Here is a 25,983-nt window from a genome sequence, read left to right as displayed (position 1 = left end):
AAGCTTTCTACCTCATAACTATCTTATTCACTAATCGGATCTCTTCACCATCGACATCTAACAATGCGGTTACAGTAATAAGCTGTGATTGTTTTGTTGGTGCTAGTTCAAATACATGAATTTTCTGCTCATAAGGTGCGATCTCAACATTATGCTGTTGTGTTTTGATGATCTCAGGTTGAGTAAACGGTGTTGTTGTAATCGTTAGTACCCCTTTGGTTCTACCTGAGTACGGGCCTGAAAGATGTGCCTTAAATAGCCAGTGTCCGTTGTTGCCTTTACTTTGTGTAAGGGAAAGCTCAACGCCGTTAAATGGGGTGGCTGAGGCATGTAATTGGCTTATGTTATTTAAACCTTGCCAATTAAGCGTCTGCTCAATAGTAATAGTCTTTGTATCGGGTATTTTGAATAAAGCAATATTGTGAATGCCGGGTTTAATAGCTTGGTTGAGTTGTTGGTTATTAAGCAATAGGCCTTTGCTATTGTTAAAGCTAACTTTTGCTGTAAGTGTGAGATTAAAATTAGTTGGATTGACCACTCTTAAAAAAGCCTCGCCTTGATGATAGTGTACGCTAGCACTGATACCAGAAAGCACGCTAAAGCCATTATCTCCTAATAGGGTTTTGTAGCGATTGAGAAGTATTATTAGCTCTGAATTAATTGCTGCATGATTAGCCTTTATGGGCAGTTTTTTCATCAAGTTACTGAGTTTTTCATCACAACCGATTAACTGTGCACCATATTGTTGACAGGTCTTAAATAAGCGGCTTAACAGGCTGTATTCTTCGAATAACCAAGGGTTAGGTAATTGGGTATGAGATTTATCGAATGTATAATCATCATCGTCTTTATGGGGAAATAAATAGGGTGTGATTGCATGGTTATTATTTTTACTCAATAAGCTGATTTTTTGTGTATTGAGTAAGTGTGTAAAGTCACCAGAGAAAGGGATGATAAACACTTGCGTAATTATTTTAGTGCCACTATTTGCTTTTAAGTTAACGCTCAGCTGGTTGTGATCTAGCGTGATATTCAAGCCCAGTTCTTTATGTGTGGTCAAAGCTGCTTTTAATTCAGTTGTTAGGGCAACCTGCACCGAGTTAAAACCACTGATATTATTTTCGCTGATTAATATGCGCTCAGCATCTACTATTAATAGTTTAAGTAATTGGTCGTCATTTGCTTGCTCATTACCCATAAACGTAGCGCGGTATCGTTGGGTTTGTTCACTGAGTTTGCCTTGCATGGCGATGCCTATTTCACCGCGCTGCAGTTGTGCTGGTTCAAATTTAATTAAAGCAGCCACTTGGTGCTCATTATTTAGGTTAATTAAAGCACTTGGTTGCGGCGCGGGAAAGTCTATTACAGGGTGAGTCGCATTGCTTGTTGGGTTTATATCCAATCGAGATAAGGTATTAGAGTCTGTATTTCGTAGCCAATAAGCATTACCATCTTGCTCCCACGGGCCTGATACAATATGAAAACTCGGCTTAATAGTTTGCACAAAATCTGCAAAGCCTTGCTCTATTGCCTGCCAATCTTTAAAAGTGTGTTTAAGGAGTGAATTGGCTGTGCTGAGCGTGGCGTCACTGTGCGGGTTGGCAAGTCTAAGCTGCTGCACAAAATATGCAAAATATTGTGCGCGTTCTGGGGAGCTTAAAAGGTAATGAATGATGAAAAAATTAAGGCCGCGTTTAAGTGCAGGATCATCGTTTATTTGCTCAATAGTAGGTTTATTGGCACTGTAATATTGCTTTAAACCGGTCTCAATATAATTCATGGGCGCGCGATCAAACACCATCACAGTCAGTTGTTTTTGCTTGGCATCGTAAACATGGTGAGCGACCGAGTCGGCTAAGCCTTCGGTGATCCAATTAGGCGCCCAGGTTGAATGACCGTTTAAAGCCATGTGAAAAGCATGCATGGTTTCGTGAATGACAATATAGCGTTGGTGATGCTCACGATGGCTTGGGAAGTTATATCCTGCGCGGTTGTAAAACATAGTTTCGCCGCCTGCGGTTTTATGCACGCCTCGTAAAAAGCCATCATCAAGCATGGCCTCGCGCACTCTATCGCGGCTGCTACCATACACTACAGCGATACGCTGGCGTTCAATATTAGGTGGCTCCATACCGAATAGCGCAACATAGTGTGGGTAAGCCATTTCTAAAAGCTCTAGATACAGCGTTACTTTTTCTTTTGGTAAATCGCTCTTCAGTGCAAAATGTTTACTTACCCACCAATTATAGCCCCGGCTATTACCAATTTTGCCATCGCTATATGTATAGGGGATGGTTTGCCCTAAGAATGTAATGTCCATTTTGTGCAAAGTACTGGTGTAACCTTGTACTGATAGGTCTACTTGCATCTGTTGTGGATCAGTTACCATAGCACTTGACGTTGTTGATTGTAGTTGTACGGTCTGCGCAGTATCAACTTGCGGCTCTTTTTGACACGCGGCAAGTAACAGTAATAACAAAGTGAGTGAGATTTTTTTCATAATTATAGTTGTTTTATATGTATATTGTATGCAATATAAAATACTGCGTTTAATTGTGAAAGTAAACTATGAATAATAATCAAATACCAATAACAACTAACTCAACAGCAAAGCAGAGTAAACAAACCCCAGCTAATAAAGGCTTTGGTTTGGCATTTTATATTGCTAATACCATGGAGATTTTTGAGCGCTTAGCTTGGTATGGTTTTTTTGCGGTTTCATCTGTCTATATGACTACCCCAGTTGAGCAAGGTGGGGTGGGTTTTAATGATGCACAACGTGGCGCAGTGCAAGGTATTATTCCCTTCTTTTTATATTTGCTGCCTGTGCTAACCGGGGCTTTGGCCGATAGGTATGGTTATAAAAAGCTGTTTATTATTTCATTTATAATTATGGCGCCTAGTTACTATTTTTTAGGTCAAGTAACTGACTTTAATTCGTTCTTTATGATTCTAATGTTGGTGGCATTTGGCGCAGCGTGTTTTAAACCTGTCGTGGTTGGCACGATTAGTCGCAGCACTAATGATACTAACCGTGGCCTAGGGTTTGGTATTTTTTACACTATGGTTAATTTGGGCGGTTTTATTGGCCCATTAGTCGCCGGTTATATGCGTGCGATCAGCTGGGATGCGGTATTTGTAATGTCGGCCGTGTGGATATTGCTTAACTTTATTCCGCTGTTGTTTTATCGCGAAGCCACACCATCTTCACAAGTAAATACCAGCTTTAAACAGGTATTACAACAAGCTCAACAAGTATTGGGCAATAGCCGCTTTGCACTATTGTTATTTACTTGCGTGATTATTCTAATGACCGCAGGAGTGAGTTGGCTCAGTTATACGCAAGCTTTTGTATTAATTGTAATATGGCTAGGATTAAACTGGTTGTGGGATAAAAGCGTTAGCACTAAGCAAAGCCATAACTGGTATTTACAGCCAGTGCGGGTAAGTAACCGTAATTTTGCCTTGTACTTAGCCATATTGACTGGATTTTGGACTGTGTATAATCAGCTATTTTACACTTTACCGTTGTTTATACGTGATTATACAAACACCCAAGATTTGGTTGTTTTACTCAGTTATTTTGGTCAATCAACGGTGGATTTTTTTGCGTTTGTTGATAGTGGGGCATTGAGTGAAAAAATTCAGCTTTTGTCAGTCAATTATGTATCTTCATCACCTTTAACGAGCACTGAGCTTGAAGCAATACGCCTTGAATTAGTGCATCTAAAAGTAAACGTGCCAGTGAGCGAAATAGCGCTTTTTATTGAGCAAATAGCAACTAGCGATTTTACTCAGCAACAAAGCAAACAACTTGCCCAGCAATGGCTGGTTTATCGGCAAGTTAACCCCGAGTACCTGATTAATTTAGACTTTGCGGCCATTGTATTATTACAAATAATCGTTAGTTTAAAATGCCAAGGATTTAAGGTGATATCGGTTTTGATCAGTGGCTTGATTGTTACTGCGGGTGCCTTTTTATTGTTATTGCTAATGAGCGCGGGTTTATTAATGACGCAACTGGGCGGAGCTGTAATGATCACCGTTATTTTACTGATCGCCTTTGGTGAAATGCTCACCTCCCCAAAAAGCCAAGAATATGTAGCCAGTATTGCCCCTAAAAATAGCGCTGCGATGTTCATGGGTTACTATTTTGTATCTATGGCGCTGGGCTTTTTATTTGCTGGTTTTTTATCAGGGTGGAGCTATGGTTACTTAGTGAAAGAGCTGCAACGTCCGGCACTCATGTGGCTATTATTTGCAGTGATTGCGCTTATCACCGGCTTTGGTTTTTACCTTCTAGCGCGAAATAATAAGGATACCAACAGTGAAACTTAAACAGCGACTTGTTTTAATGGCTGCCATGATGGCTTTGAGTTTGCAAGCCACAGCAAATGAACCAGTGAGTGATGCAAATAGTCATTATAAAAACTTAATTGATCGTACTGGTAGTCCATATTACATGCAAGATTTTGCTAAAGGCGGGCATCAACGGTTTAGTCCATTATTTGACTTAGGCGCATGGCATGGTCATTTACTACCAAGTGTTGATAATATGGGGGGCTTTACCGGGCCTGCAATTATTACCGAAGAATACCTTAATTTTATCGCCCCTTATTTAGAAAAACTCAGTGTATATAAAGACCAAGGTCGTAAAGTTAAACTCGCCATGAATAGTTACAGCTTGCCGGGCGCTTTAGTACAAGAATTAATGGGGGATGGCGTAAGTATTCGCATGGAGTTACGTTTTGTAAGTAATCGCACTTCGTTAGTTAAAACACAGATCACAACCAATCAACCACTCACTTTACGATGGGAAGGGCGGTTGGTGAGTAACTTAACAGCTCAAGACGGTACTGTAAAAGATGCGCGTTCACCTTTTGAAGTGCACCCGCAACTGCTACCTCAATGGCAAGTGAGTAATAACGCTATCGCGCTATTATTTGGCAAAGTACGCGCTTATGGCCAGTTGCTAACTTCTGGCAGCTCGCAATTACAATTACACAAAACGTTATCAGTCAGTACCACGCACGATGCATTAAGTTATGTAAGCCAAACAACGATTGATACCGACACCACGTTTTATACAACTTATTCGTACTTATTAAATAGCCAAGAAGTGGCAAGCGAGCAGGCTATTATAAAAGATATTTTAAAACAACCCGAGCAATATTTAGCCAGCAGTGCTGCGCGTTGGCAGGGCTATATTAATAATGCACTGCGCCCGTTAGCCAGTGCAGACAACACACATAAAAAGTTAGCTGTTAAAAGCGTTGAAACGTTACTCGGTAATTGGCGAGGTAAAGCAGGTGCTGTTGGTTTTGATACCGTAAGCCCTGCGGTAACTGGGCGTTGGTTTTCGGGCAATCAAACCTGGCCATGGGACAGCTATAAACAGGCATTTGCATTGGCAACGTTTAACTCAGCGCTTGCAAAACAGAACTTAAATGCGGTGTTTGAGCATCAAATAACGGCAGCGGATAAAGTTAGGCCGTGGGATGTGGGTTTTATTCCTGATTTAGTGGCTTACAATGTCAGTTCTGAACGTGGTGGCGATGGTACTAACTGGAACGAACGTAATACTAAACCCAGTTTAGCGGCCTGGGCTGTGTGGCAAGTATACAAATATACCAATGATAAACAGTGGCTTGCTGAAATATTCCCAAAGTTGGTTGGCTATAGAAACTGGTGGCTAACTAATCGAGATCACAATGGCAATGGCGTGCCCGAGTATGGCGCAACAGTTGATAAAGCCCATACAACGGATGACGGTAAATTACGCTTCGAGGTGCAAACAGCAGCGGGTTGGGCTGAGCGAAGCGGTCTTGAAAACTATAAAAATGAGCTTAGGGCCCATCCGCAAAGGCAAATAAAGATCCCTGCGCAAACGGCGGCATCTTGGGAGTCGGGGCGAGATGATGCTGCGGTATTTGGCTTTATTGATAGTCAACAACTGGCGCAGTATGTAAAAAAAGGCGGTAAAGCGAGTGACTGGCACGTAGGCTTTGCCTCAAATTTTGATAAAACGGGACGTTTGATCGGTTATTCATTATTACAAGAATCCGTTGATCAGGCATCATACATGGCAGCAGATAATCGCTATTTAAGTAAAATGGCGCGGGTACTTAATTATCCTCGCCAAGCGAGTTACTTTTTAAAACAAGCTACCAAACTAAGAACGTATATAAATAGATGTATGTTCGATAAAACAACGGGCTATTATTATGACATTGAAATAGCACCACAACCGTTAGCAAATGGTTGCGCAGGCAAGCCGTTAGTTAAGCGCGGTAAAGGCCCTGAAGGCTGGTCGCCGCTATTTAATCAAGTAGCACGTGTTGAACAAGCGCAGCAAGTGGTTGATGTAATGCTTGATGAACAAGAGTTTAATACCTATGTACCACTTGGCAGCGCGGCTTTGAGCAACCCTGCTTTTGGTGCTGATATCTATTGGCGAGGTCGAGTATGGCTTGATCAGCTGTATTTTGGTTTAGTGGGCATGAGCCATTACGGTTACTGTGAAAAGGCACAAAAGCTAAGTGAACAGTTACTTAGTCATGCAGATGGCTTATTGGCAAGTGCCCCTATTCGCGAAAATTATAATCCTTTGACGGGTGAGCAACAAGGCGCGCCTAATTTCTCGTGGAGCGCCGCACATTTGTTACTAATAACACAGCAACAAGGACGTTGGTGTGAGTTACATTAAGCAACAAAGCGTTGCTTAATGTGCACGTTTAAGGCATTTTGTTCAGATGAGATGGAGTAAGTAATGCCTGAAATTGATACAAAAAAAATAATCGAGAGTAATAAAATAATTCTCTTTGATGCAGAGTGTAAGCTTTGCAGTGCGTGGTGTAATTTTATGATAAAGCATGACAAAAAACTGTGTTTTAAATTATGCAGTGTGCAATCTTCAAAAGGCCAGGCGATACTTAAGTACTTTAATTATCCAACGGATAGTTTTAAAACCATGCTCTATATTGAAAAAAGTATGTGCACTGTGCAAAGTGATGCGTTTATTGATGTTGTAATACAGCTTGGTTGGCCGTGGCGTATGGCTAAAATATTACGAATAATACCTAAGCGCGTGCGCAATTGGGCGTATGATCGCATTGCGTTTAATCGTTATGCATTATTTGGTAAATATGATTACTGCCTTATACCCAATGCTGACTATGATCAGCATTACTTATAAAATATCAATCCATTTTGATATAGTTACCTCAGTCTATAATGTGGGTATGATGTTGTGTTAAAATTGGTGCAGTTAAAATAGAAGAGATAAGCAATGGCTAGCACAGCACACGCATTACACATTTTGGTTAAACATAAAGAGTTAGCCGAAGATATCATCAAGCAGTTAAAAAAAGGTGCTAAATTTCAAGTGCTCGCAAAAAAGCACTCATCTTGCCCATCAGGTAAAAAAGGCGGTGATTTAGGTGAATTTAAGCGCGGTCAAATGGTTCCTCAATTTGATAAAGTAGCCTTTGGTGCAGAAATATTAGAACCACATTTAGTAAAAACTAAATTTGGTTGGCACGTGATAAAAGTGCTTTATAGAACTTAAAAATACAGCCAGCAGCAAGTTAGCGATAATGGCGCTGTAGGCCACGCTTTAGCGCGAAAGAGCTTGCGACTGCGGTTAGCAATTTTAGTGGCTTATAACGTAAAAACCACCTAAAAAAGGTGGTTTTTACGTTCAAGTATTCAGTAAGTTAGCTGCCAACGGCACTTGGTTGTACATCCAAGCCGTAACCAAACATAACAGCAAGCACTAACACAATTGATGCGGCAACCATTAGCTTAATTAATAGTGGTAAACAAAAGCGGAACCAATGTCCATAAGGCACACCCGCCATGCCTAAAATACCCATTAATACTGCGTTGGTAGGGATAATCATATTTGAAAAGCCATCACCAAATTGATAAGCAAGTACTGCAACTTGGCGTGGCACACCCACTAAATCACCCAGTGGTGCCATCAGTGGCATAGTGACATAGGCTTGACCAGAACCTGATGGGATAAAGGTATTTAACACTGTTTGAATTACTAACATGCCAATCGCTGATATTTCAGCGCTCACATAAGATAATGGCAGTGACATACCGTGTACTAAGCTGTGAAGTATTTGTCCATCTTCTAAAATTAATGCTATACCACGAGCAACACCGATTAAAATAGCAGTCGTAACTAAGTCTGAAACACCTTCAATAAAGCGATTTGCAGTTTCATCAGCAGATAGGCGCCCAAGTATCGCAATTAATGCGCCCCATGCGATAAATACACCGCCTAATTCGTATAAGTACCAGCCTTTGGTTGCAATGCCCCAGACAGCAACACCTAGTGTGACAATGAAACTACCAAGGATAAGCTTATGACGCATTGCAAGTTCAGGGTAATGTGGGGTTGCTTTATCTTTGAGTGGACAAGGCACATCAAGCATCATTGATTGACTTGGATCGTTTGCAACTCTTTGAGTGTATTGCCACACATGATGAAAACCAATTAGTACAAATGGCACAAATATAGCTAAACGTAACCATAAACCAGAATAAACAGGGACTTCAGCAATTTGTTGTGCAATCAATACAGTAAAGGGATTAAAAGCGGATACGCCATAACCAATACCGTAACCGGCAACAATCATGCCTACCGCAGTCATTGCATCAAGGCGCATTGCTTTACACAAAGCCACTAAAATTAGCACAAACGGAATATATTCACCCGCCGTTCCAATGCTGCTAGAGGCTAATGCGAAACAAAAGACCACCATAAAAATCAAACGTTGTGGTTTCTTGCCGTGGCGTTCGAGTAAACGGCCAATTAGCGCATCAACGGTGCCTGTTGCACGCGCTATGGCAAGTACACCACCAACAATTAATACAAAAAATATCACATCTTGCGCAGCGGCAAAGGCACGCGGAATTGCAGTAAGTAAATCCCATGGGGTAAGGTAATGGCGTTCAGCAACTGTTTGGTAGGTACCCGCTACGACCATTTCACGGCCAGACTCAGACAATGTAGTATCAAAAAAACCTTGTGGTACTAACCAAGTAGCAATCAAAGCGGTGACCATCATACCCAATAGTAAAATTAAGGTATGAGGGACTTTGAGTGTTTTACTCATAAATTCTCCATAAATGTAATTTGCACAGCAAAAAAGAGGTGCTGCTTTTTTCCAAAGAATATCACGAGTTGCTTAAAACGAGATAATAATAGGGACAGTTATCTGTAAAGGATTGTAACGGCTTGTAGACACTAAGCGTGTTTCAAGCTTACTTTATTGATTTAGGTAGTTCAGATTAAAATAAAAAGGTTAACCCGAATGAGTTAACCTTTTTAAATAATATATAAAAATACATTGCTAAATATGTAAGCGTTACTGCATATTTACGCAAATTTCGTAATACCATAAATCTGAGTATGGATGAGATACTAGCGCCCCGGCTGTAAATACATTACCCTCAGCATCGGTCACAGAGCCCGTGCCAATCGGTACTTCGCCTTTAGATACGCCATCCCACATAAATCTATCTGTGCCATAACTGGTGTTATGATATATAAATGTTTGCCCGGTAAAGCCTGGATCATTACGACCTTGATTATCACCAGAGAAAGCGCACTGAGGAGCAATTATCGTATTGTCAGGGGTAAAACTAAAGTTATCAAACGTCGCATTATAACTTGATGATTTGGTTGTCCCCCAGGTCAAAAATTCAAATACATCGCCAGCGCTGATTGTGATATTTTGCGCAGCACCTGAGGCACTCCCTGCTGTAGATAAGTCGAAGTTAACGCCATTGATAACGTAACGGATAACATCGCCATACTGACCCGCTGAGTTAATCGCAATATCCCAATCAAAGTTAACAACGCCGCTTGCTGGCATTGTGATTGAAGCTGTTACACCACCCCCACCATAATTTACGGACGCACTAAAAGCTGATTCAGACATATTTGCAGTGCCAACGCCTGTTATACTCCAATTACTAGCAGCAAAAGAGTCTGTAAATCCATAGGTGGTTGCCTCATTGTAAGTACCACATTTGTAGTGATAGCGCATCGTGGTTGCCGTGGGTCTTTCAAGTCTAAGGTAGCTCAGTACCTCATTTTCTGGGCAGTTTACATGATGTCTATCAAGGTAAACGGCATTACCGCCACCATCTTCATTGGCAGGAGTAAAGTAATCGCTTACGTCACTAAGTGTCTTGTCACTGCATTGATAATGGTACTGAACAGTGCTGGCGGTTGCTCTTTGTAAATGCAAATATTGCAGTGCCTTTCCTTCGCAATTTACAGTGTGGCGATCTAAAAATATAACGTTACCACCGCCGTCATCATTAGCGGGGGTGTATACATCATTATTTATTGCGCTATTGAGGTTAGTACATCCGTATTCATACGCAATTTGTGTTGCTGTAGGCCTAAACAGATGGAGCGAATTGATGGCATCACTACCACAATCGACAATGTGTCGATCAAAAAAAACAAAATTGCCTTGCCCATCATCATTTGCAGGCGTCGCCATTTGATAAGTAGACGCACTTGCCAGCTGCGATGACGATGCAATAACCGCAGTTAATGCGAGCAACACAAGCTTACATTTTTTGTGTGTGTTTTTTATGAAATTATTCTGAGATGTTAAAAAACGTTTCCTTTTGAAATATGTTTTCATAGTTTTCTCCTGTTGAGTATTTCACAATCTACTGTAGAAGAATGTTAAAAAAATGTTTATTACACGCTATTACACGGATGATTTTGGAGGGAGAGGCTAAACACTCAAAAAACTTGGCTGACAGTTAATTGCATCTGTATCCAAACCACCTCAAAACGCTGAAGTCTGCATTTTGTGTTGGTTTGGGTAAAGCCAATCGCATAGTTACTAAATTTTCTTGTGGTGTTTGTAATGGCGCACATTAATTAAACAACTATAAGGCCCTTATCTATTGCATCAAAATTACGGGTGGGATATTGTTTTTATTGGGAGTATATAAAATGCGGGAATTGTTTTATAAGCTGATCACTTGACAGGGCACCCTCTTTAATAATGGAGATTAACATGAAACGAGTAACAGGAATTGGTGGCATCTTTTTTAAAGCCAAAGATGCACCTATGCTACATGCTTGGTACAAGCGTCATCTTGGTATCGACGTGCAAGAGTGGGGAGGTGCAGTTTTTAACTGGGCAGACTCTGAAGGTAAACCAACAAATGGAACAACTATCTGGTCGGTTAATTCAGATCAAGACGAACCGCTTTCCCCTAATAATTCACCTTTTATGATCAACTACCGTGTAGATGATCTTCATGCTTTAGTTGCAGAACTTAAAGCCGAAGGTTGTAACGTCCTTGATAAAATTGATGATTCTGAACATGGTAAGTTTGCTTGGGTAATAGATCCAGAGGGAAACAAGGTTGAACTATGGCAACCACCTGCTGGCCAATGATTTACATTATCATGGTTGCACCAACACTAAACACTAAGAAGACATATATGGACGCTATGACTTATGAAATAGCGTGTTAAAAAATATGGGTGTCACTGGTAATTGGTTTTTTAATCGGAGGTTTTATGAATTATTTATCTATTTTTTCTTTGCTGGTATTTTCTGCATTATCATATGCAAATAACAGTTTGCCCGACAATCGCCATGTTTCGATTGTGGGTACGGCGAAGCTACAAGCCAAACCCGACATTGCCGTTATTAAATTTGAAGTTGAAAGCTTGAAAGCCACGAGTATAGGCGCCAAAAAAGATATTGATAACAGAGTTAACAATTTTTTAGAGGGGCTGGTTACGTTTAACATTAATGAAGATAACGTTTCAGCATCTAGGATTACGACACAACCTAGTTATTCATATTCGGATGATGATAAACAACAATTAGAGGGTTACATTGCTAATCGAAGCATTAAAGTAACTTTGCATGATATTAAGCGTTTAAATACGTTTCTCGATTTTGCTTTAACTGTAAAAATTGATGAAATAAAAAGCATTGAATTAAAGTCATCTGATGAAGAGCCGTTGAAACAAAAAGTAAGGGCGATGGCTGTAAATAATGCGAAAGAAAAAGCGAGTTCCTTAGCGAATGCATTTGGTGCCAAATTAGGAAAAATTTATAGTATAAACTCAACATCAAATGAGCATTTTAATCGATATGGCGCAAACAATAATATTGAACGTATCGAAGTGACTGGCTCAAGGATCAGCGAAGCAGTTCGCCCTGGCAAGTATTTACAAGAAAATATTGTTTTTTCAGCATCAATTAGTGTTGTATTTGATTTAGAAGTCAATAGGACGACATCTAACCAAAATTGATGTTTAGGCTGAAAAACCACGTCAAGTTAAGAGGTGACCTTCTGAATTACGTGGCTTGTTATTTTACTGCTGTTGTTGCGCTTCTTGCTCGGTTATTTGTTTAAATGCTTGCACAAATGCGTCGCTTGGTTGGCCGCCAGTAAGCGCGAATTGATCGTTGATAATAAACGTTGGCACTGAGGTGATACCCATTTGCTGTAGCGCGTTTTGCTCGCTGCGAACGTCTTGAAAATACTCACCTGAGTCTAAAATCTCTTTTGCGCGGGCTCTATCAAGGCCAACACTTTGTACTACATCAAGTAGGTTTTCTTGCTCGTTCAAAAAGACTAAATCGGTAAAGTGGGCTTTAAATAATGCCAGTTTTAGCTCGGTTTGTTTGCCTTCACTGGCAGCCCAAGTGAGTAAGCGGTGCAGATCAAAGCTGTTGATCATGATGCGTTTACCATCAAAGTTAAAGGCAAAACCCGCTTGTTCGCCCATTTCTAAAATACGCTTGCGGTTTTCCTCGCCTTGCTCTTCGCTCAGGCCGTATTTTTGTGCTAAATGTTCGTTTAAATCTTGCCCTTCGATTGGCATATCCGGATTTAACTCAAATGGTTTCCAGCTGATCTCAGCTGTAAATTCGTCACTTAATTGCTTAAGGGCTGTTTCAAGGTTTTTATAACCAATAATGCACCACGGGCACATTACGTCTGAAACGATGTCGATTTTTAGCTTTTTCATCGGTGAGCTTATTTTTTACAGTGTGTACAGGTCTATATGCAGGCGTTAAGGGGTTAATTCAAGTGGCGTGATTTTCAATTTATAAAAATAAGTGCGTAAACTGCACGGTAAGAATTTACCGTGCAGTGAATAATGATAGGCTAGTTGAGAGTAAATTAATTAGCTAAACCAAATGGGTCTTCTATGCTGTGGCTCGGCTGGGTAAACCATTTAGGGCCGTTATCAGTCATGTAAAAATGATCTTCTAAGCGTACGCCAAATTCATCAGGTACAACTAACATAGGTTCGTTACTAAAACACATGCCTGCTGCGAGTGGGGTTTTATTGCCACCCACTAAATAAGGCCATTCATGTATGTCTAAACCAATGCCGTGACCAGTGCGATGCGGGCAACCTGGCGTTTGATATTCTGGGCCTAAATCTTGGGCAGCCAAGTAACTGCGCGCGGCGGCATCGACTGCTTCACAAGGCGCACCAATTTTTGCGGCGTTGAAGGCGGCAATTTGCGCGGCTTTTTCATAATCCCAAAATTGGCGTTGGCGCGGCGTTGCTTCACCAAATACATAGGTACGCGTAATGTCTGATAGATAGTCATGCACTTTACAACCCGTATCAATCAATACCATATCGCCTTTTTTAAGAATTTGCGGGTCTTTTACGCCATGAGGAAATGACGTTGCTAGCCCAAATAATACGATACAAAAGTAATTGCCTGGTGCGCCGACTTTTTGATGCGCTTGTTTGATAAAAGCTTCTACTTCGCTCGTGCTAATGCCTTCATGTAGCATGCTGGCTGTTGCTTGGTGTACTGCTAAAGTCATGTCCATAGCGCGTTGCATCAATGCTAATTCGTTGGCTGATTTATGCATACGACAATGTGCGGTAACGGGTTGTGCATTAACCAGTTTTAAGCCGGTTTGTGCTTTGTTTATACCATCAAAAATAAAGAACTGTGCGCTTTCGTCAATGCCAACAGTGCCATTAGCAGCAATGCCCATCTCTGCGAGTATTTCAACAAATAAGGCATAAGGGTTTTGGTGTTCTTGCCAACCGCGAATAGGCCCATCAATAACTTTAAAACCATTAAGTGAGCCAATTTCAAAAAACGGAGCTATGTATTGTACGTCGCCTTTAGCCGGTAATATTGCACCCACTATTCGTTCACTGGCATACCAACGCATGCCGGTAAAGTAGGTTAGGTTAGTTCCTGCATTTAGGTAAATTGCATCAATACCATTAGTTTGCATGTAGGTTTGTGCGTTGGCAATACGTGCTAGGTGTTCATCAGCTTGAATAGGCGTTAAATCGCCCGTCATATCGCTTAGGCTTGCGAGTGCTTGTTCTTTATTTTGCGTACCAATACCGAATGTTGTCATGGTGCTCTCCTTTATTTATATGCGGCTATTGTGCGTGTGGCTGTGCTTTACTGCAAGCGGGTTGCGTTGAAAAGCGGCTAACACAATAAGGGTGTATATCTATTTGCGGCGGGTGGTTTAAACACAGTGCGGTTATTAATTCTGCGGTTACAGCGCCTTGCGTTAATCCTAAGTGCTGGTGGCCAAAAGCAAAATACAGGTTATCGTGGTTTGGGGCGCTGCCAATGATAGGTAATGAATCTGGTAGCGATGGCCTACACCCCATCCAGGTACTGCTAGCATGTAATGAAATGGCTGACTTATTAAGGAGTGCTTTAGCATTAGGTAATAATGCCAATGCGCGTTTGTTATTCATTTTACGCTCGGTGCCGGCAAACTCTACGGTGCCTGCAATACGCAGGCCTTGACTCATCGGGGTCATAATAAAGTGACGTTCGGCAGAGGCCACAGGGCGTGAAAGGCCGTAATTACTGGCTAGCATACAATGGTAACCGCGTTCAGTATCAAGGGGGACTTTATAGCCTAAAGGTTTAAGGAGTGTTTTACTCCATGCGCCTGCGGCGATGACTACTTTATCAGCTGTGACTTTTTGATCATGATAACTGAGTGTATAACCTTGCTTTACTGGTTGTATCGCGGTTATTTTTTGTTGGCAAAATTGGCCGCCCAAAGCGCTGAATTGCTCAGCTAAGTGCAGGCAAAATAAATGCGGATCAACACTGTGGGCCACGTCTTTAAATAATAAAGCGTAGGTAATTGTTTTAGCCAAATTGGGCTCTAGTAGGCGTACGTGTTCGTCATCAAGTAACTCCACTGCAATACCCTGATCAAGATAGCTGTCTAGCATGGATTCAATTTTACTAAGAGGAGTGCTTTCAAAGGTCAATAAGCTGCCTTTTTTAGTTAATAAATGGCCTAAATGGTACTCACTGAGTAAGCGCTCATAAGCGGGGATCGCTAGTTGGTTTAATGCCTTAAGTGCCTGTGTGTTAGCACGGTAAGTTGTACTTGGCATATTTTTAACAAATTGCCAAAACCAAGGCAGGGCTTGAAACCCATAACGCCAATCAATCCGAAGTGGCCCTAATGGATTGAATAACATACCGGGTAGCTTTTTTAATAGAGAAGGGTGCGCAAGCGGAAACACTTGCTCAGTAGCAAAGTGGCCTGCATTGCCCTTTGAGCACCCTTGCGCTAAACCACTTTCATCATATAAGGTGACTGCAAAACCTGCGCGCTGTAATTGTAATGCGCTACAAATACCAATAATACCGGCGCCGATAACGGCGACTTGCTGGTTTTTTTTATCCGCCAAAATAACTTACCTCTTCTATAAAAGTAATACTAAGCACTTGATTTACAGGCGCGTATACATTGCATCTCACTTTAAACCGTGATTTATGAAAAAAATCCTGCTGTTTTAAATCAGTAAATAAGCATTGTTTTTCAGCTGCTTAAATAGTTTTTCCCAACTTTTAAAAAGCCTCTAAAGATAAACCTTCTAACAAACTTTAAGTCGGGATATTGATTATTGTATACAATATACTTACTATATCAAGTCTAAACATCAATCAGGTAATTAAAATGACAGTAACTTGGCAAGGTGTCTGTGCAGCAGTAACGACTCAGTTTTATGCAGACGACGCCATTAATTGTGCAACAACAGTAAAAATGATCGATGAACTTAATAACGAAGGTGTTCACGGCATGATTGTAATGGCAAAGGAGCAAGCAGCTGACGTCTCGCTTTATAGTCAAGTGATGGCAAGCCCTATTAACTTAACAAAATTTAAATTGGACTAAGTTATGCTCAAAGGGACCTTTTTTTGTATTGACGGGCATACCTGTGGTAACCCCGTTAGGCTCATAACCAGTGGTCATCCACAATTGAGCGGGCTGAGTATGAGTGAGAAGCGTCAAGATTTTTTGCAAAATCATGATTGGATACGCCAAGCACTGATGTTTGAGCCTCGTGGTCATGACATGATGTCGGGAGGATTTTTATATCCGCCCACCACAGAAGATGGTGATGCAGCCATTTTATTTGTTGAAACATCAGGGTGTTTACCCATGTGCGGCCACGGCACAATGGGCATTGTCACGTTTGCTTTAGAGCATGGTTTATTACATGCAAAAGTACCCGGAATCCTGCTGTTGGACACGCCTGCTGGGCGTGTACAAATCAATTATGAAATGACTGATGGCAAAGTGCAGTGGGTAAAAATTTATAATGTTCCCGCCTATTTAGCACACCAGTCGATCGTTATTGAAGTGCCTGAATTAGGCGAGCTGACAGTAGATATCGCCTATGGCGGCAACTTCTACATTATTGTTGAGCCACAGTGTAATTATAAAGGCATTGAACATTTAACCGCTGGGCAAATTTTGCAGTATAGCCCGCTGGTGCGTGATGCGATAAACGCGAAAGTTCAATGTACTCACCCGCTTGATCCAACCGTTCAAGGTGCAAGCCATGTTTTATGGACAGGCACACCAAAAAGTGCCAATTCAGATGCAGCAAATGCTGTTTTTTATGGCGATAAAGCCATTGACCGCTCGCCATGTGGAACAGGCACCAGCGCGCGTATGGCACAGCTATTTGCCAAAGGGCAGTTGGCTCAAGGGCAAAAGTTTATTCACGAAAGTTATATTGGCAGCCAGTTTATTGGTTGCATTGAACACGTAACAAAAATCGCAGGCATAACAGCTATTTTACCAAGTATTCAAGGCTGGTCTAGGGTGACGGGCACAAGCGCGATCACTGTGGATGACGATGACCCATACGCATTTGGGTTTCAAGTAATTTAATGAGGAGCAAAGCATGACATTAACAGGACAAAGTTTAGTCGCAGGGCAATGGGTTGGTGATTCAGCGAATGGTGAATTTAACGCATTTTCTCCAGCACGCAATGAACCACTACCAACGCGCTTTTTTAATCTCAGTGCCACTGAATTAGACGGTGCCATAGAGGCCGCGCAATCGGCATTTTATGAGTACCGTAAAACCAGTTTTGCACAACGAGCTGATTTTTTAACGTGTATTGCTGATCACATTCTAGCGCTTGGGGATGAGTTACTTGAGCAAACACATCAAGAAACCAACCTACCGCTTGCACGCTTACAAGGCGAGCGCATGCGCACCGTAAATCAACTTAAAGCGTTTGCCAGTGCCTTGCGCGAAAACCCTGCATCACCACTGGGTTTAAAAATAGTGGATGAGGCCGATGCCACAAGAGCGCCTTTGCCTAAACCACACACTGAGCTTAACTATTTACCACTGGGGCCTGTTGCTGTATTTGGTGCATCTAATTTTCCGTACGCCTTTTCAACACTGGGTGGCGATACGGCAGCAGCACTGGCAGCAGGTTGCCCAGTGATTGTAAAAAACCACACAGCGCACCCTGGTACAGGTGAGCTAATGGCACGTGCAGCGTTTGCCGCTATAAAAGAATGTGCGATGCCTTTAGGGGTATTTGCAATGATACAAAGCAAAGCGTATGACATGTCGCATCAGCTAGTTGCAGCATCATCAATTAAAGCGGTGGGTTTTACCGGATCATTTAATGTGGCAAGCAAGCTGCAAGCAACGATTGCGAATCGTGAAGAGCCAATCCCATTTTATGGCGAATTAGGCAGTATTAACCCACAAGTTATTTTGCCCAATAAAGCGATTGAAAACAGCAAAGAAATCGCACAGTCACTTTGCCAGTCAATGCTTATGGGCAACGGGCAATTTTGTACCAGCCCTGGGCTTTGGTTAGTACCAACCGGATGTGATGAGCTTGAAGCACACATTACCACGTGCATTAATGATGCCGCGTCAGATACTTTACTTACACCAGGAATTGTTAACACGTTTAAACAGCAAATAGCAGAACGTTGCCAACTTGATCAGCTAAGCGTATTGGGTAAAGGCAAGCTTGAGCACGCGTTTCATGCCAATGCGCATGTATTCGCGTGCAATGCCGATGATTATTTAACAACCCCTGCTTTGCAAGATGAAGTGTTTGGTCCTGCTGCATTAGTGGTGCGCTACGACAGTGAAGCCCAGCTCATGACATTGATAAACCAATTACAAGGGCAGCTGACAGCCAGTGTTCATGGCACTGAAGCTGATTTAAACAAAGCCGATAGCCTTATCGAAGCGCTGCAATATAAAGTAGGCCGTTTGATAAAAAATCAGATGCCAACAGGTGTTGAAGTGTGCGGTTCAATGAACCACGGTGGGCCATTCCCCAGCTCAACCGATGTACGCAGCACCTCTGTGGGCACAAATGCAATGTTACGTTTTATGCGACCAATTTGTTATCAAGCATAAGATTTATTGGGCGGGATTTACAGATTGTATTTTCCCGCTTATCCCCTATTTATAGAGGGTTCAGGCAGATTCTAACTTGGCATATGAGTGAATTTGAGTATAATGTATGCCAAATGCAATATAATACCAATCGACTTAAATATTTAACCATTCTAGCGAGCTAAATAAAGCGCTAACTGCGTTATAAATTTTTCATGTACGACTGCATGGATGCAGGAGGTAGAGCAATGCAGGAGCAATTGCCGAGATCAACACCATGTCAAAATTTATGCCTTGTTATCACTCCATTTACCTGTCGCTATAATTGGTCAGTAACTTAACACGATTGGTATAAGAGGATCACCATGGCTATCGAGCACAAAACCCGTACCCAATTAGTCGCAGAAGCAATTCGCGCAAAAATTCTTTCTGGTGAAATTAAAGCCGGCGAACCTTTACGTCAAGCGGCACTGGCAACAGAGATGAACGTAAGCCGTATTCCTGTACGTGAAGCTCTATTGCAGCTTGAAGCCGAAGGGCTTGTTAACTTCGAAGCACACAAAGGAGCCACGGCCACAGAGCTTTCAGCATCACAAATTGATGAAATCTTTGATTTAAGAGCGTTGCTTGAAGCCGAGCTACTAAGCCATTCAATAGGTGGTTTAACAGATCAAGATTTAATCGACGCAGAGCTTATTTTAACTGAGCTTGAAAGCGCCATGGATGCAGGCGATACCCACCTAGCCACGGGCGATTTAAATAGCCGTTTTCATGGCAAACTCTATAGCCGCGCAGAGAGACCACAAACCCGTGAGCTGGTTGACATGTATAGTAAAAATTCAGAGCGTTATGTTCGTATGCATATATTGTTAGCCGGTGGCCTAACTACAGCGCCAGAAGAACACCGTACTTTACTAGAGTTTTGCCGCGCAAAAGATACTAAAAAAGCCTGTGACTTTTTGAAAAAACATATATTGGGTGCCAAAAACGACATTAAAAAGCTACTACTTAAAATAGAAGACGAAAAAAGGTAGCTTTTCGTAAACTTTTGCTAGCACATTCATATAATGTGCTTTAACGCGTTAAATTTATTTGACAAAAATATACGGCTGTCCTTTTTACCTGTTTTATAACCTAGAGAATGGACTAATCACGCCATTTGCACCTTGTTGTAAAACATGCGTATATATCTGAGTTGTTCGCACATCGCTATGGCCTAATTGAGTTTGAACCGTTCTAATATCAGCACCACTTTGTAGTAAATGTGTTGCAAAAGAATGGCGTAAGGTATGCGGAGTAACGTGTTTATTAATTTGTGCTCTTGCCGAAGACAATTTTACTGCCTTTCTTACCCCTGAATGATCTAAGTGGTGGCGTCTTATTTCTCCTGTTTCAGGGTCTGTACTTAATTTATGTGATGGGAACAGAAACTGCCATTGTAATGACTTATTAGCGCTTGGGTATTTTTTACTAAGTCGATAAGGCATCCATACACCGGCGTACGCATCATTTTTTAAATCTAACTGTAAATATTCATCAACTTGAATTATTTGATTTCTTAGCATTGGTATTAATTCTTCAGCAAGTGTCACAATACGATTTTTATTACCTTTTCCGTTCCAAATACGTATGTTTTTATAGTCGAAGTCAATATCATGAACTCTTATTTTTACTGCTTCCATCAGCCGTAAACCACTTCCATATAGCAGGCTTGCTATCAAATAATGTCGTTTATTTATATTTCTAAAAAATAGCGATACCTCAGTTTGTGTAAGTACGACAGGAAGTTTCTGCTGACGGTTACTTTTAATGAAATTTAAATCTAATGAAAGCTCATTCTTAATAATATGTTTATATAAAAAAGCAAGTGCATTTAAAGCGGTTGCTTGTGTTCTCGCTGCCACTTTTTTAGTGACTGTTAAGTGATTTAAAAATATTTCTACTTCATTATTGCCCATACTGGTAGGGTGCCGCTTATTATGAAAATGGATATAGGCAGTAATCCAAAATACATAAGTTTCAATAGATTTTTTAGCATAGTGATGGCTATACATATAGTTGATAATACTATTAAGAAAAGGGGATTTAGTTTTCATTTTAAATCTCAGTTAACTGTATTTATATACAGTATTGGCGTTTTTCCTCCTAAGTCAAGAAATGAGGACCTTTTCCTCTTTTCTGTATTTTAATAAAAGAATAGCCTGACTTAAAGTTTAAAGCTGGCAATGTATTACAGGATTTGTTATTAATATGAAAAACAATTAAGGGGACATGCATTGCTCATAAAAAGAGGAAAGTGTCCTTTGATAAAGTTGTTAGTTTCCTGTCGAGGTTTCGTGAAAAAATTTGCTCTTGCTATATCAATTTTGGCCTTGGTTGTTTTCTATTTTATTCCAAAAGAACATAGTGAAATTGAAAAGTTTAGCGATAAAAATGATAGTGAAAACGCTGTTTCTAAAGACTTAAAGCGCAAAGAAAAATCAACGATTGAAACTGATATAGGTGTTAGTGAACTTGCATCCGCAGAAGAATACTTACTTGAAGCAAAAGAAATACGTCGTTGCAGCGCAATACCCAAAACTCAAGATGAACTTGATAAATGGATGAGCAAAGTAAATGAGGTGGGTGAGCCCTACGAGTATATCGAAGAGGTTTTGTCTCGTTTTGAGCGCTGTTCACAATTTAATTTTATATCTGATGATTTTGTTGAATTACTTTTTAAAGCAATTGAATTAGGTTCCGATAATGCCGTAGCAGAGTTATGGGCTGTTTCGGATAGAGAATATTTTCAAAGTAAAGGCTTAGATGAATTAAGCAGAGAAGACACAATAAAGCAAAGAGTTAAATTTAATAAATTGAAATACCGCCTTTCCGAAAGTGTTGCTTTGACTGGTGGAGAGCAGTCAATATTAAGGCTGGTAAAAGAGTATCAAAATTACGATCCTGACACTGGAAACCCAAACTATTTAAAAGTCATAGCATATGCAGACTTTGGGTTAAAAATAGTAGAGGATAACGATATTTATTTGAAATTAGATTTTATCAAGCAGCGTATTCATCAAAATATGGAATTTCAAGATATTGAACAGGCGCAAATGCTAACTGAAAAGTTGTTGAATAAGTTTGTTGAAAATGGAAACTAACAAATCACTTAAAAGGACAAATAACAGTTGGCTGTTTGCTCCTTCGTCGCCTATTTTAGCCAGCAATTATTTTCCTCTTAGTGAGGCGTTATGCGGCATTGAGAATTCGACTAAATGTTATTGCACCCGTTGTATTTTATGAAAGGTTTATCGTTTGTTGCCTTTTCTTTTACTTGGCAAATTATTCGTAAGTAAGTCTGTTTCAACTTATGGCTAAACAGTTTTTCGCCAAAGTAGGTTAGTGGTAAATTAAGTTTTTATCGTGTGGCTCAAAATTCACGGTTTAGAGCATCACAATGCAATGGTCTTTTAAAACGTGCATTGCATGCCGTTAATATTTATACAAATAGTATGTTATTGTAATCTGAAAATCGCATAACAAGGCATTTAAGCAGGACAAAAAACAGTTGGTTTTTGCTCGTGTCTCGCTTATTTTAACCAACTATTTTTTGCCTCTTAATGAGGCGTTATATTTTATTCAAACTAAGGAGAGTTATATGAGCATTAAAGATACCATCCATTCAGCAGGTCAAAATCTTCATACAATCATGATCACTGCCCGAGAAAAAGATGGCTCTGTTGAAACAAGAGAAGCTGAACCCTACAGTTACAGAGTGACTGCAGGGACTGAAAAGTTTTTTTGCTATGATATCCAAAAAGGTGGCACAAGAAACTTATTCGTCTCAAATATTATTTTAGTCGAAGAAACTAGCAATTCATTTCAACCTCGTTGGACAGTAGAGGTTTAGCGTAATATAAAATATAACAAGTTGCTCAAACGGAAAATAACAGTTGGCCATCGCTTCGCGATTATAGCCAACCGTTATTTTCCGTTTGAGCAAAGCGTTAGCCGTTCAAGGAGTATCAACATGGATGTAAAATCTCTGCCTACAGATAATTTATATAAATTTATCGCAATATTTTGTATAGCTCTAATTTTTACAAGTGCATATGCGTTTGTAAATGTATACGACACTTTTTCAAAAAACTATCAAAATAATCAAATTTCTATTATGGAATTGGAAGCAAAAACGGATTTAAAGGATTTAGAAAAAAAGAAACTCAAATTTTTTCAAAATAGACTCGAATTAATAGATTCTGATAAAGGTTTCTTAATGGGAACATGTTTATGGATTTTAATATTCTCAATATTTGGGGCTATCATGGGATTTCGCTCATGGAGAAAAAATTTACAAATATATCTTGATATGCAAATTCAATATGAAACGACGCTATTGCGCTTTCAAGTTGAAACGGCTAACAAGAAAATCAACAAGGACACGTAACAGTTGGCTACGTTTCGCTTCGCTACACAATTTTAGCCAACCATTACTTAGCCTGTTATTTAGGCGTTAGTGCGTCAAGCGAAGCTTGATGCATCTTGCAGGGTGCAAGTCCCTGTCGGGTAAGGTTTAACTCACCACCCGTATCGAGTGTTGCGCCTATGGCGGAGCTGAATTTTTTTCAGCGAACAAGCTAGGTGAAGCGTACACAGAGAATTAAGTAGGCCACAGGGGATACGTGTCCCTGAAGTGCTGGCATCGCTCCGATAAATACAGTCTGACTGACGAGGTTTGCAACGCCACCGAAGTCCATGCAAAGCAACCGTAATGAGTGAGGTTGTGGCGAGTCAGCGGAGTTATTAAGCCGTGGCATGGTTAAAGAGATGCATTAGGAACTTGAGAGAGCCAAGGGTGTTCCGCAAGGACGCGGTAGGGAAGCTAAGCCAAAAAGCAAGGCCAACGATGACCCTTTGGCAGTCAGACCAGCTCGTAGTAGTTTGAGACGGGAAAGCCGATCACATGGCGAAGGGGCTGGCAGTTATATCACGTGTTTAGCAGACACATAGGCCGGACAATGTAGGGCTGGAACCACTATGATAACCGAACTAAACGCGATCACATTTAAATCACAGCGACACCCCAAACACAGGTTTCAGAACTTATACGGATTACTAAGGGAAGATTGCTTGTATAAAAGTTGGGATCAGCTCAATAAGCAGGCTGCGGCCGGTATTGATGGCATTACCATGCCTGTTTATAAGCAGCAACTCATTAGCAACATTACTCGACTGAGCGATGCCCTTAAGCATAAGCGCTTTCGAGCCAATGACATCAAACGTGTCTTTATTCCCAAAGCAAATGGCAAACAGCGACCGCTGGGGTTGCCCACGGTGGATGATAAATTGGTGCAACAAGGCGTGAGCCAGATATTGCAAAGTATCTGGGAAGCGGACTTTCTGCCCAATAGCTATGGCTACCGACCGAATAAAAGCGCTCATCAAGCGGTGCACAGTTTAGCGTTGAACCTTCAGTTTAAAGGATACGGTTACATTGTGGAGGCTGACATTAAAGGCTTCTTCAACAACCTTGACCACGACTGGCTGATGAAGATGCTCAAACAACGTATTGATGACAAAGCCATGCTGAGTTTAATCAGCCAATGGCTTAAAGCCCGTATCAAATCACCGGAAGGGGTGTTTGAACCCCGAAAAGCGGTACGCCGCAAGGGGGGATCATTAGCCCAGTACTGGCGAACATCTATTTGCACTACGCACTCGACTTATGGTTTGAAAAGAAAGTAAAACCTCGAATGCATGGTCGCGCGATGCTCATCCGGTATGCCGATGATTTTGTGTGTGCGTTTCAATACGCCAACGACGCAGAGCGATTTTACAAGGTGTTGCCAAAACGACTCAAGAGGTTCAACTTAGAGGTAGCAGAGGATAAAACCTCACTGCTGCGTTTCAGTCGATTTCACCCGAGTGAAACAACGATGACACCCATCCTAAAGTTTGTATTTTTTATATTTTGCACTAACTTTGAGTTAGTGCAAAATATAATCTGGGTGTCACATGGCAATTGCAAGAAGGCGTCAAGTAAGTTTGGTTGATACAAAGTATTATCACTGTATTTCACGTTGCGTTCGTCGTGCTTTCTTGTGCGGGGAAGACCGTTTTACAGGGAAGTCTTTTGAGCATCGCAGAGGCTGGGTTGAAGATAAGCTACTCACATTGGCGAAGGCATTTTGCATTGATGTGTGTGCCTATGCAGTCATGAGTAACCACACTCATTTAGTCCTGTATGTAGATGATAAAAAAGCGAATCGACTAAATGATAAAGCGATTGTTATTCGTTGGCATAAACTCTGTAAGGGCACTTTGCTTACTCAAAAGTACATGCAAGGTGAGAAGCTAAGTAAAACTGAACTTATCTTTTTTAATCAAACAGTAAAACAATACCGTGAACGGCTAGCAAGTATTAGCTGGTTTATGCGATTATTAAATGAAGACATTGCGCGTAAAGCCAATAAGGAAGATAACTGTACAGGCCGATTCTGGGAAGGGCGCTTTAAATCCCAAGCATTATTAGATGAAGCCGCACTCGCCGCCTGTATGGCCTATGTAGATTTAAACCCAATCAGAGCAAAAATGGCACAAACACCGGAAACATCTGACCACACCAGTGTACAAAAACGCATTGGAAGCGCAACAGAGGGCAAGCAACCAAAACAACTATTACGCTTTGCAGGCATGCCACGTCAAATCATGCCAAAAGGGTTACCATTTGAGCTTAAATCGTACCTTGAACTGGTTGAATTAACAGGGCGTTGTATAAGAGAAGGCAAACGCGGGTATATTGAAAACACACATTTACCTTTACTAGAAAGAGTCAATATCTCCCCAGAAAATTGGTTAAAACTGACCACGCAATTTACACGCGTATTTCATGGCGCAGTAGGTAGGACGACCTCACAAGAGAGTTACTGTGAACACTTGAACAGAAAACGGCGTAGCAACGTCAGTAACAGCGAAAAGCTGCTGGCATAAAGTTAAAAGTCCTCAGTAAAAAGTTAAAACTGCAATTATGCAGTTATTATTATGCGCGTAATTTAGGCTTTAGAGTACTAATAACTTATTTAATGGATGGAATGAAAGCAACCCATTAATAAAAAGTAAATTCATAACCTAAAAAGTAAATCTAGTGGAATAGTGATGTTGGCTCAATTAGAATGGCTGTCTAATTTGTTGTTGCTTTTAAGAAAAATAGCCAGTTTTATGGGTCCCAAATACATTGCCTAATGCTTTACAAACGCTTAGAGTTAATTACAGGAGCTCGTTTTTTA

Annotated in this window: 21 protein-coding genes and 1 pseudogene; 15 read left to right on the top strand and 7 right to left on the bottom strand. The window is 40.9% G+C overall.

What is annotated here, in order from left to right; genetic code table 11:
- Positions 1–7 precede the first annotated feature (7 nt).
- Complete coding sequence (locus HJP15_RS09840; RefSeq protein ID WP_170173646.1) at positions 8–2,500, bottom strand: hypothetical protein; 2,493 nt, start codon at positions 2,498–2,500, stop codon at positions 8–10.
- A 68-nt stretch (positions 2,501–2,568) separates the two neighbouring features.
- Between HJP15_RS09840 and HJP15_RS09835 the strand changes: the two genes are divergently transcribed.
- The 4 genes from HJP15_RS09835 to ppiC all read left to right on the top strand — a co-directional run bounded on the left by HJP15_RS09835 (position 2,569) and on the right by ppiC (position 7,567).
- The gene (locus HJP15_RS09835; RefSeq protein ID WP_054205904.1) at positions 2,569–4,338 is read left to right on the top strand and encodes an MFS transporter; all 1,770 of its coding nucleotides are present in this window, start codon (positions 2,569–2,571) and stop codon (positions 4,336–4,338) included.
- Positions 4,328–6,706 carry an alpha-glucosidase gene (gene ygjK / locus HJP15_RS09830; protein WP_349304619.1) on the top strand — a complete coding sequence of 793 codons (2,379 nt, stop codon included), beginning with the start codon at positions 4,328–4,330 and terminating at the stop codon, positions 6,704–6,706. Before HJP15_RS09835 ends, ygjK begins: the two co-directional genes overlap by 11 nt.
- A 63-nt stretch (positions 6,707–6,769) precedes the next feature.
- Entirely contained in the window at positions 6,770–7,195 is a 426-nt protein-coding gene (locus tag HJP15_RS09825) for a thiol-disulfide oxidoreductase DCC family protein (protein WP_170173645.1), read from the top strand.
- 93 nt (positions 7,196–7,288) lie between these two features.
- The gene (gene ppiC, locus HJP15_RS09820; RefSeq protein WP_054205907.1) at positions 7,289–7,567 is read left to right on the top strand and encodes a peptidylprolyl isomerase PpiC; all 279 of its coding nucleotides are present in this window, start codon (positions 7,289–7,291) and stop codon (positions 7,565–7,567) included.
- Between the two features lie 148 nt (positions 7,568–7,715).
- On the opposite strand, the gene HJP15_RS09815 is transcribed toward ppiC, so the two are convergent.
- The gene (locus HJP15_RS09815) at positions 7,716–9,128 is read right to left on the bottom strand and encodes a YfcC family protein (protein WP_054452188.1); all 1,413 of its coding nucleotides are present in this window, start codon (positions 9,126–9,128) and stop codon (positions 7,716–7,718) included.
- A gap of 252 nt (positions 9,129–9,380) precedes the next feature.
- The gene (locus tag HJP15_RS09810; RefSeq protein WP_170173644.1) at positions 9,381–10,595 is read right to left on the bottom strand and encodes a hypothetical protein; all 1,215 of its coding nucleotides are present in this window, start codon (positions 10,593–10,595) and stop codon (positions 9,381–9,383) included.
- Between the two features lie 465 nt (positions 10,596–11,060).
- On the opposite strand from HJP15_RS09810, the gene HJP15_RS09805 reads away from it, so the two are divergent.
- Both HJP15_RS09805 and HJP15_RS09800 read left to right on the top strand, forming a co-directional pair.
- Positions 11,061–11,447 (top strand): VOC family protein, encoded by a 387-nt coding sequence (locus tag HJP15_RS09805; RefSeq protein ID WP_170173643.1) that lies wholly within the window; start codon positions 11,061–11,063, stop codon positions 11,445–11,447.
- Positions 11,448–11,572: 125 nt separating this feature from the next.
- A complete protein-coding gene (locus HJP15_RS09800; RefSeq protein ID WP_170173642.1) occupies positions 11,573–12,319 on the top strand; it encodes an SIMPL domain-containing protein in 747 nt (248 codons plus the stop codon).
- 63 nt (positions 12,320–12,382) lie between these two features.
- On the opposite strand, the gene HJP15_RS09795 is transcribed toward HJP15_RS09800, so the two are convergent.
- The 3 genes from HJP15_RS09795 to HJP15_RS09785 all read right to left on the bottom strand — a co-directional run bounded on the left by HJP15_RS09795 (position 12,383) and on the right by HJP15_RS09785 (position 15,733).
- Positions 12,383–13,042 (bottom strand): DsbA family oxidoreductase, encoded by a 660-nt coding sequence (locus HJP15_RS09795; protein WP_170173641.1) that lies wholly within the window; start codon positions 13,040–13,042, stop codon positions 12,383–12,385.
- A 155-nt stretch (positions 13,043–13,197) separates the two neighbouring features.
- Positions 13,198–14,418 carry a M24 family metallopeptidase gene (locus HJP15_RS09790; RefSeq protein ID WP_170173640.1) on the bottom strand — a complete coding sequence of 407 codons (1,221 nt, stop codon included), beginning with the start codon at positions 14,416–14,418 and terminating at the stop codon, positions 13,198–13,200.
- A 25-nt stretch (positions 14,419–14,443) separates the two neighbouring features.
- Complete coding sequence (locus tag HJP15_RS09785) at positions 14,444–15,733, bottom strand: NAD(P)/FAD-dependent oxidoreductase (RefSeq protein WP_170173639.1); 1,290 nt, start codon at positions 15,731–15,733, stop codon at positions 14,444–14,446.
- Between the two features lie 269 nt (positions 15,734–16,002).
- On the opposite strand from HJP15_RS09785, the gene HJP15_RS09780 reads away from it, so the two are divergent.
- The 4 genes from HJP15_RS09780 (at position 16,003) to HJP15_RS09765 (ending at position 19,749) form a co-directional block, all read left to right on the top strand.
- Positions 16,003–16,221, top strand: coding sequence for a hypothetical protein (locus HJP15_RS09780; RefSeq protein ID WP_054452175.1), 219 nt, complete (start codon positions 16,003–16,005; stop codon positions 16,219–16,221).
- A 3-nt stretch (positions 16,222–16,224) separates the two neighbouring features.
- Positions 16,225–17,226, top strand: coding sequence for a 4-hydroxyproline epimerase (locus tag HJP15_RS09775; protein ID WP_170173638.1), 1,002 nt, complete (start codon positions 16,225–16,227; stop codon positions 17,224–17,226).
- Between the two features lie 13 nt (positions 17,227–17,239).
- Entirely contained in the window at positions 17,240–18,736 is a 1,497-nt protein-coding gene (locus HJP15_RS09770) for an aldehyde dehydrogenase (NADP(+)) (RefSeq protein WP_054452171.1), read from the top strand.
- A gap of 344 nt (positions 18,737–19,080) precedes the next feature.
- Positions 19,081–19,749 carry a GntR family transcriptional regulator gene (locus tag HJP15_RS09765; RefSeq protein WP_054205919.1) on the top strand — a complete coding sequence of 223 codons (669 nt, stop codon included), beginning with the start codon at positions 19,081–19,083 and terminating at the stop codon, positions 19,747–19,749.
- A gap of 93 nt (positions 19,750–19,842) precedes the next feature.
- Here HJP15_RS09765 and HJP15_RS09760 read toward each other — a convergent pair whose 3' ends face one another.
- The gene (locus HJP15_RS09760; protein WP_170173637.1) at positions 19,843–20,811 is read right to left on the bottom strand and encodes an integron integrase; all 969 of its coding nucleotides are present in this window, start codon (positions 20,809–20,811) and stop codon (positions 19,843–19,845) included.
- Between the two features lie 240 nt (positions 20,812–21,051).
- Here HJP15_RS09760 and HJP15_RS09755 point away from each other — a divergent pair, with 240 nt between their 5' ends.
- The 5 genes and pseudogenes from HJP15_RS09755 (at position 21,052) to HJP15_RS09735 (ending at position 25,687) form a co-directional block, all read left to right on the top strand.
- Positions 21,052–21,858 (top strand): hypothetical protein, encoded by an 807-nt coding sequence (locus HJP15_RS09755; RefSeq protein ID WP_170173636.1) that lies wholly within the window; start codon positions 21,052–21,054, stop codon positions 21,856–21,858.
- 497 nt (positions 21,859–22,355) lie between these two features.
- Complete coding sequence (locus HJP15_RS09750; protein WP_170173635.1) at positions 22,356–22,607, top strand: hypothetical protein; 252 nt, start codon at positions 22,356–22,358, stop codon at positions 22,605–22,607.
- A 120-nt stretch (positions 22,608–22,727) separates the two neighbouring features.
- Entirely contained in the window at positions 22,728–23,144 is a 417-nt protein-coding gene (locus HJP15_RS09745) for a hypothetical protein (protein ID WP_170173634.1), read from the top strand.
- 590 nt (positions 23,145–23,734) lie between these two features.
- A pseudogene (locus HJP15_RS22425) lies at positions 23,735–24,750 on the top strand (reverse transcriptase domain-containing protein).
- On the top strand, positions 24,713–25,687 hold the full coding sequence (locus HJP15_RS09735; protein ID WP_170173633.1) for a transposase: 975 nt from the start codon (positions 24,713–24,715) through the stop codon (positions 25,685–25,687). Before HJP15_RS22425 ends, HJP15_RS09735 begins: the two are co-directional and overlap by 38 nt.
- The last annotated feature ends 296 nt before the right edge of the window (positions 25,688–25,983 follow it).

The organism is Pseudoalteromonas sp. NEC-BIFX-2020_002 (genome assembly GCF_013002825.1).
GTDB lineage: Bacteria > Pseudomonadota > Gammaproteobacteria > Enterobacterales > Alteromonadaceae > Pseudoalteromonas > Pseudoalteromonas neustonica.
Note: the sequence above shows the minus strand (reverse complement) of the source record. Positions and strands in the feature narration are given on the sequence as shown.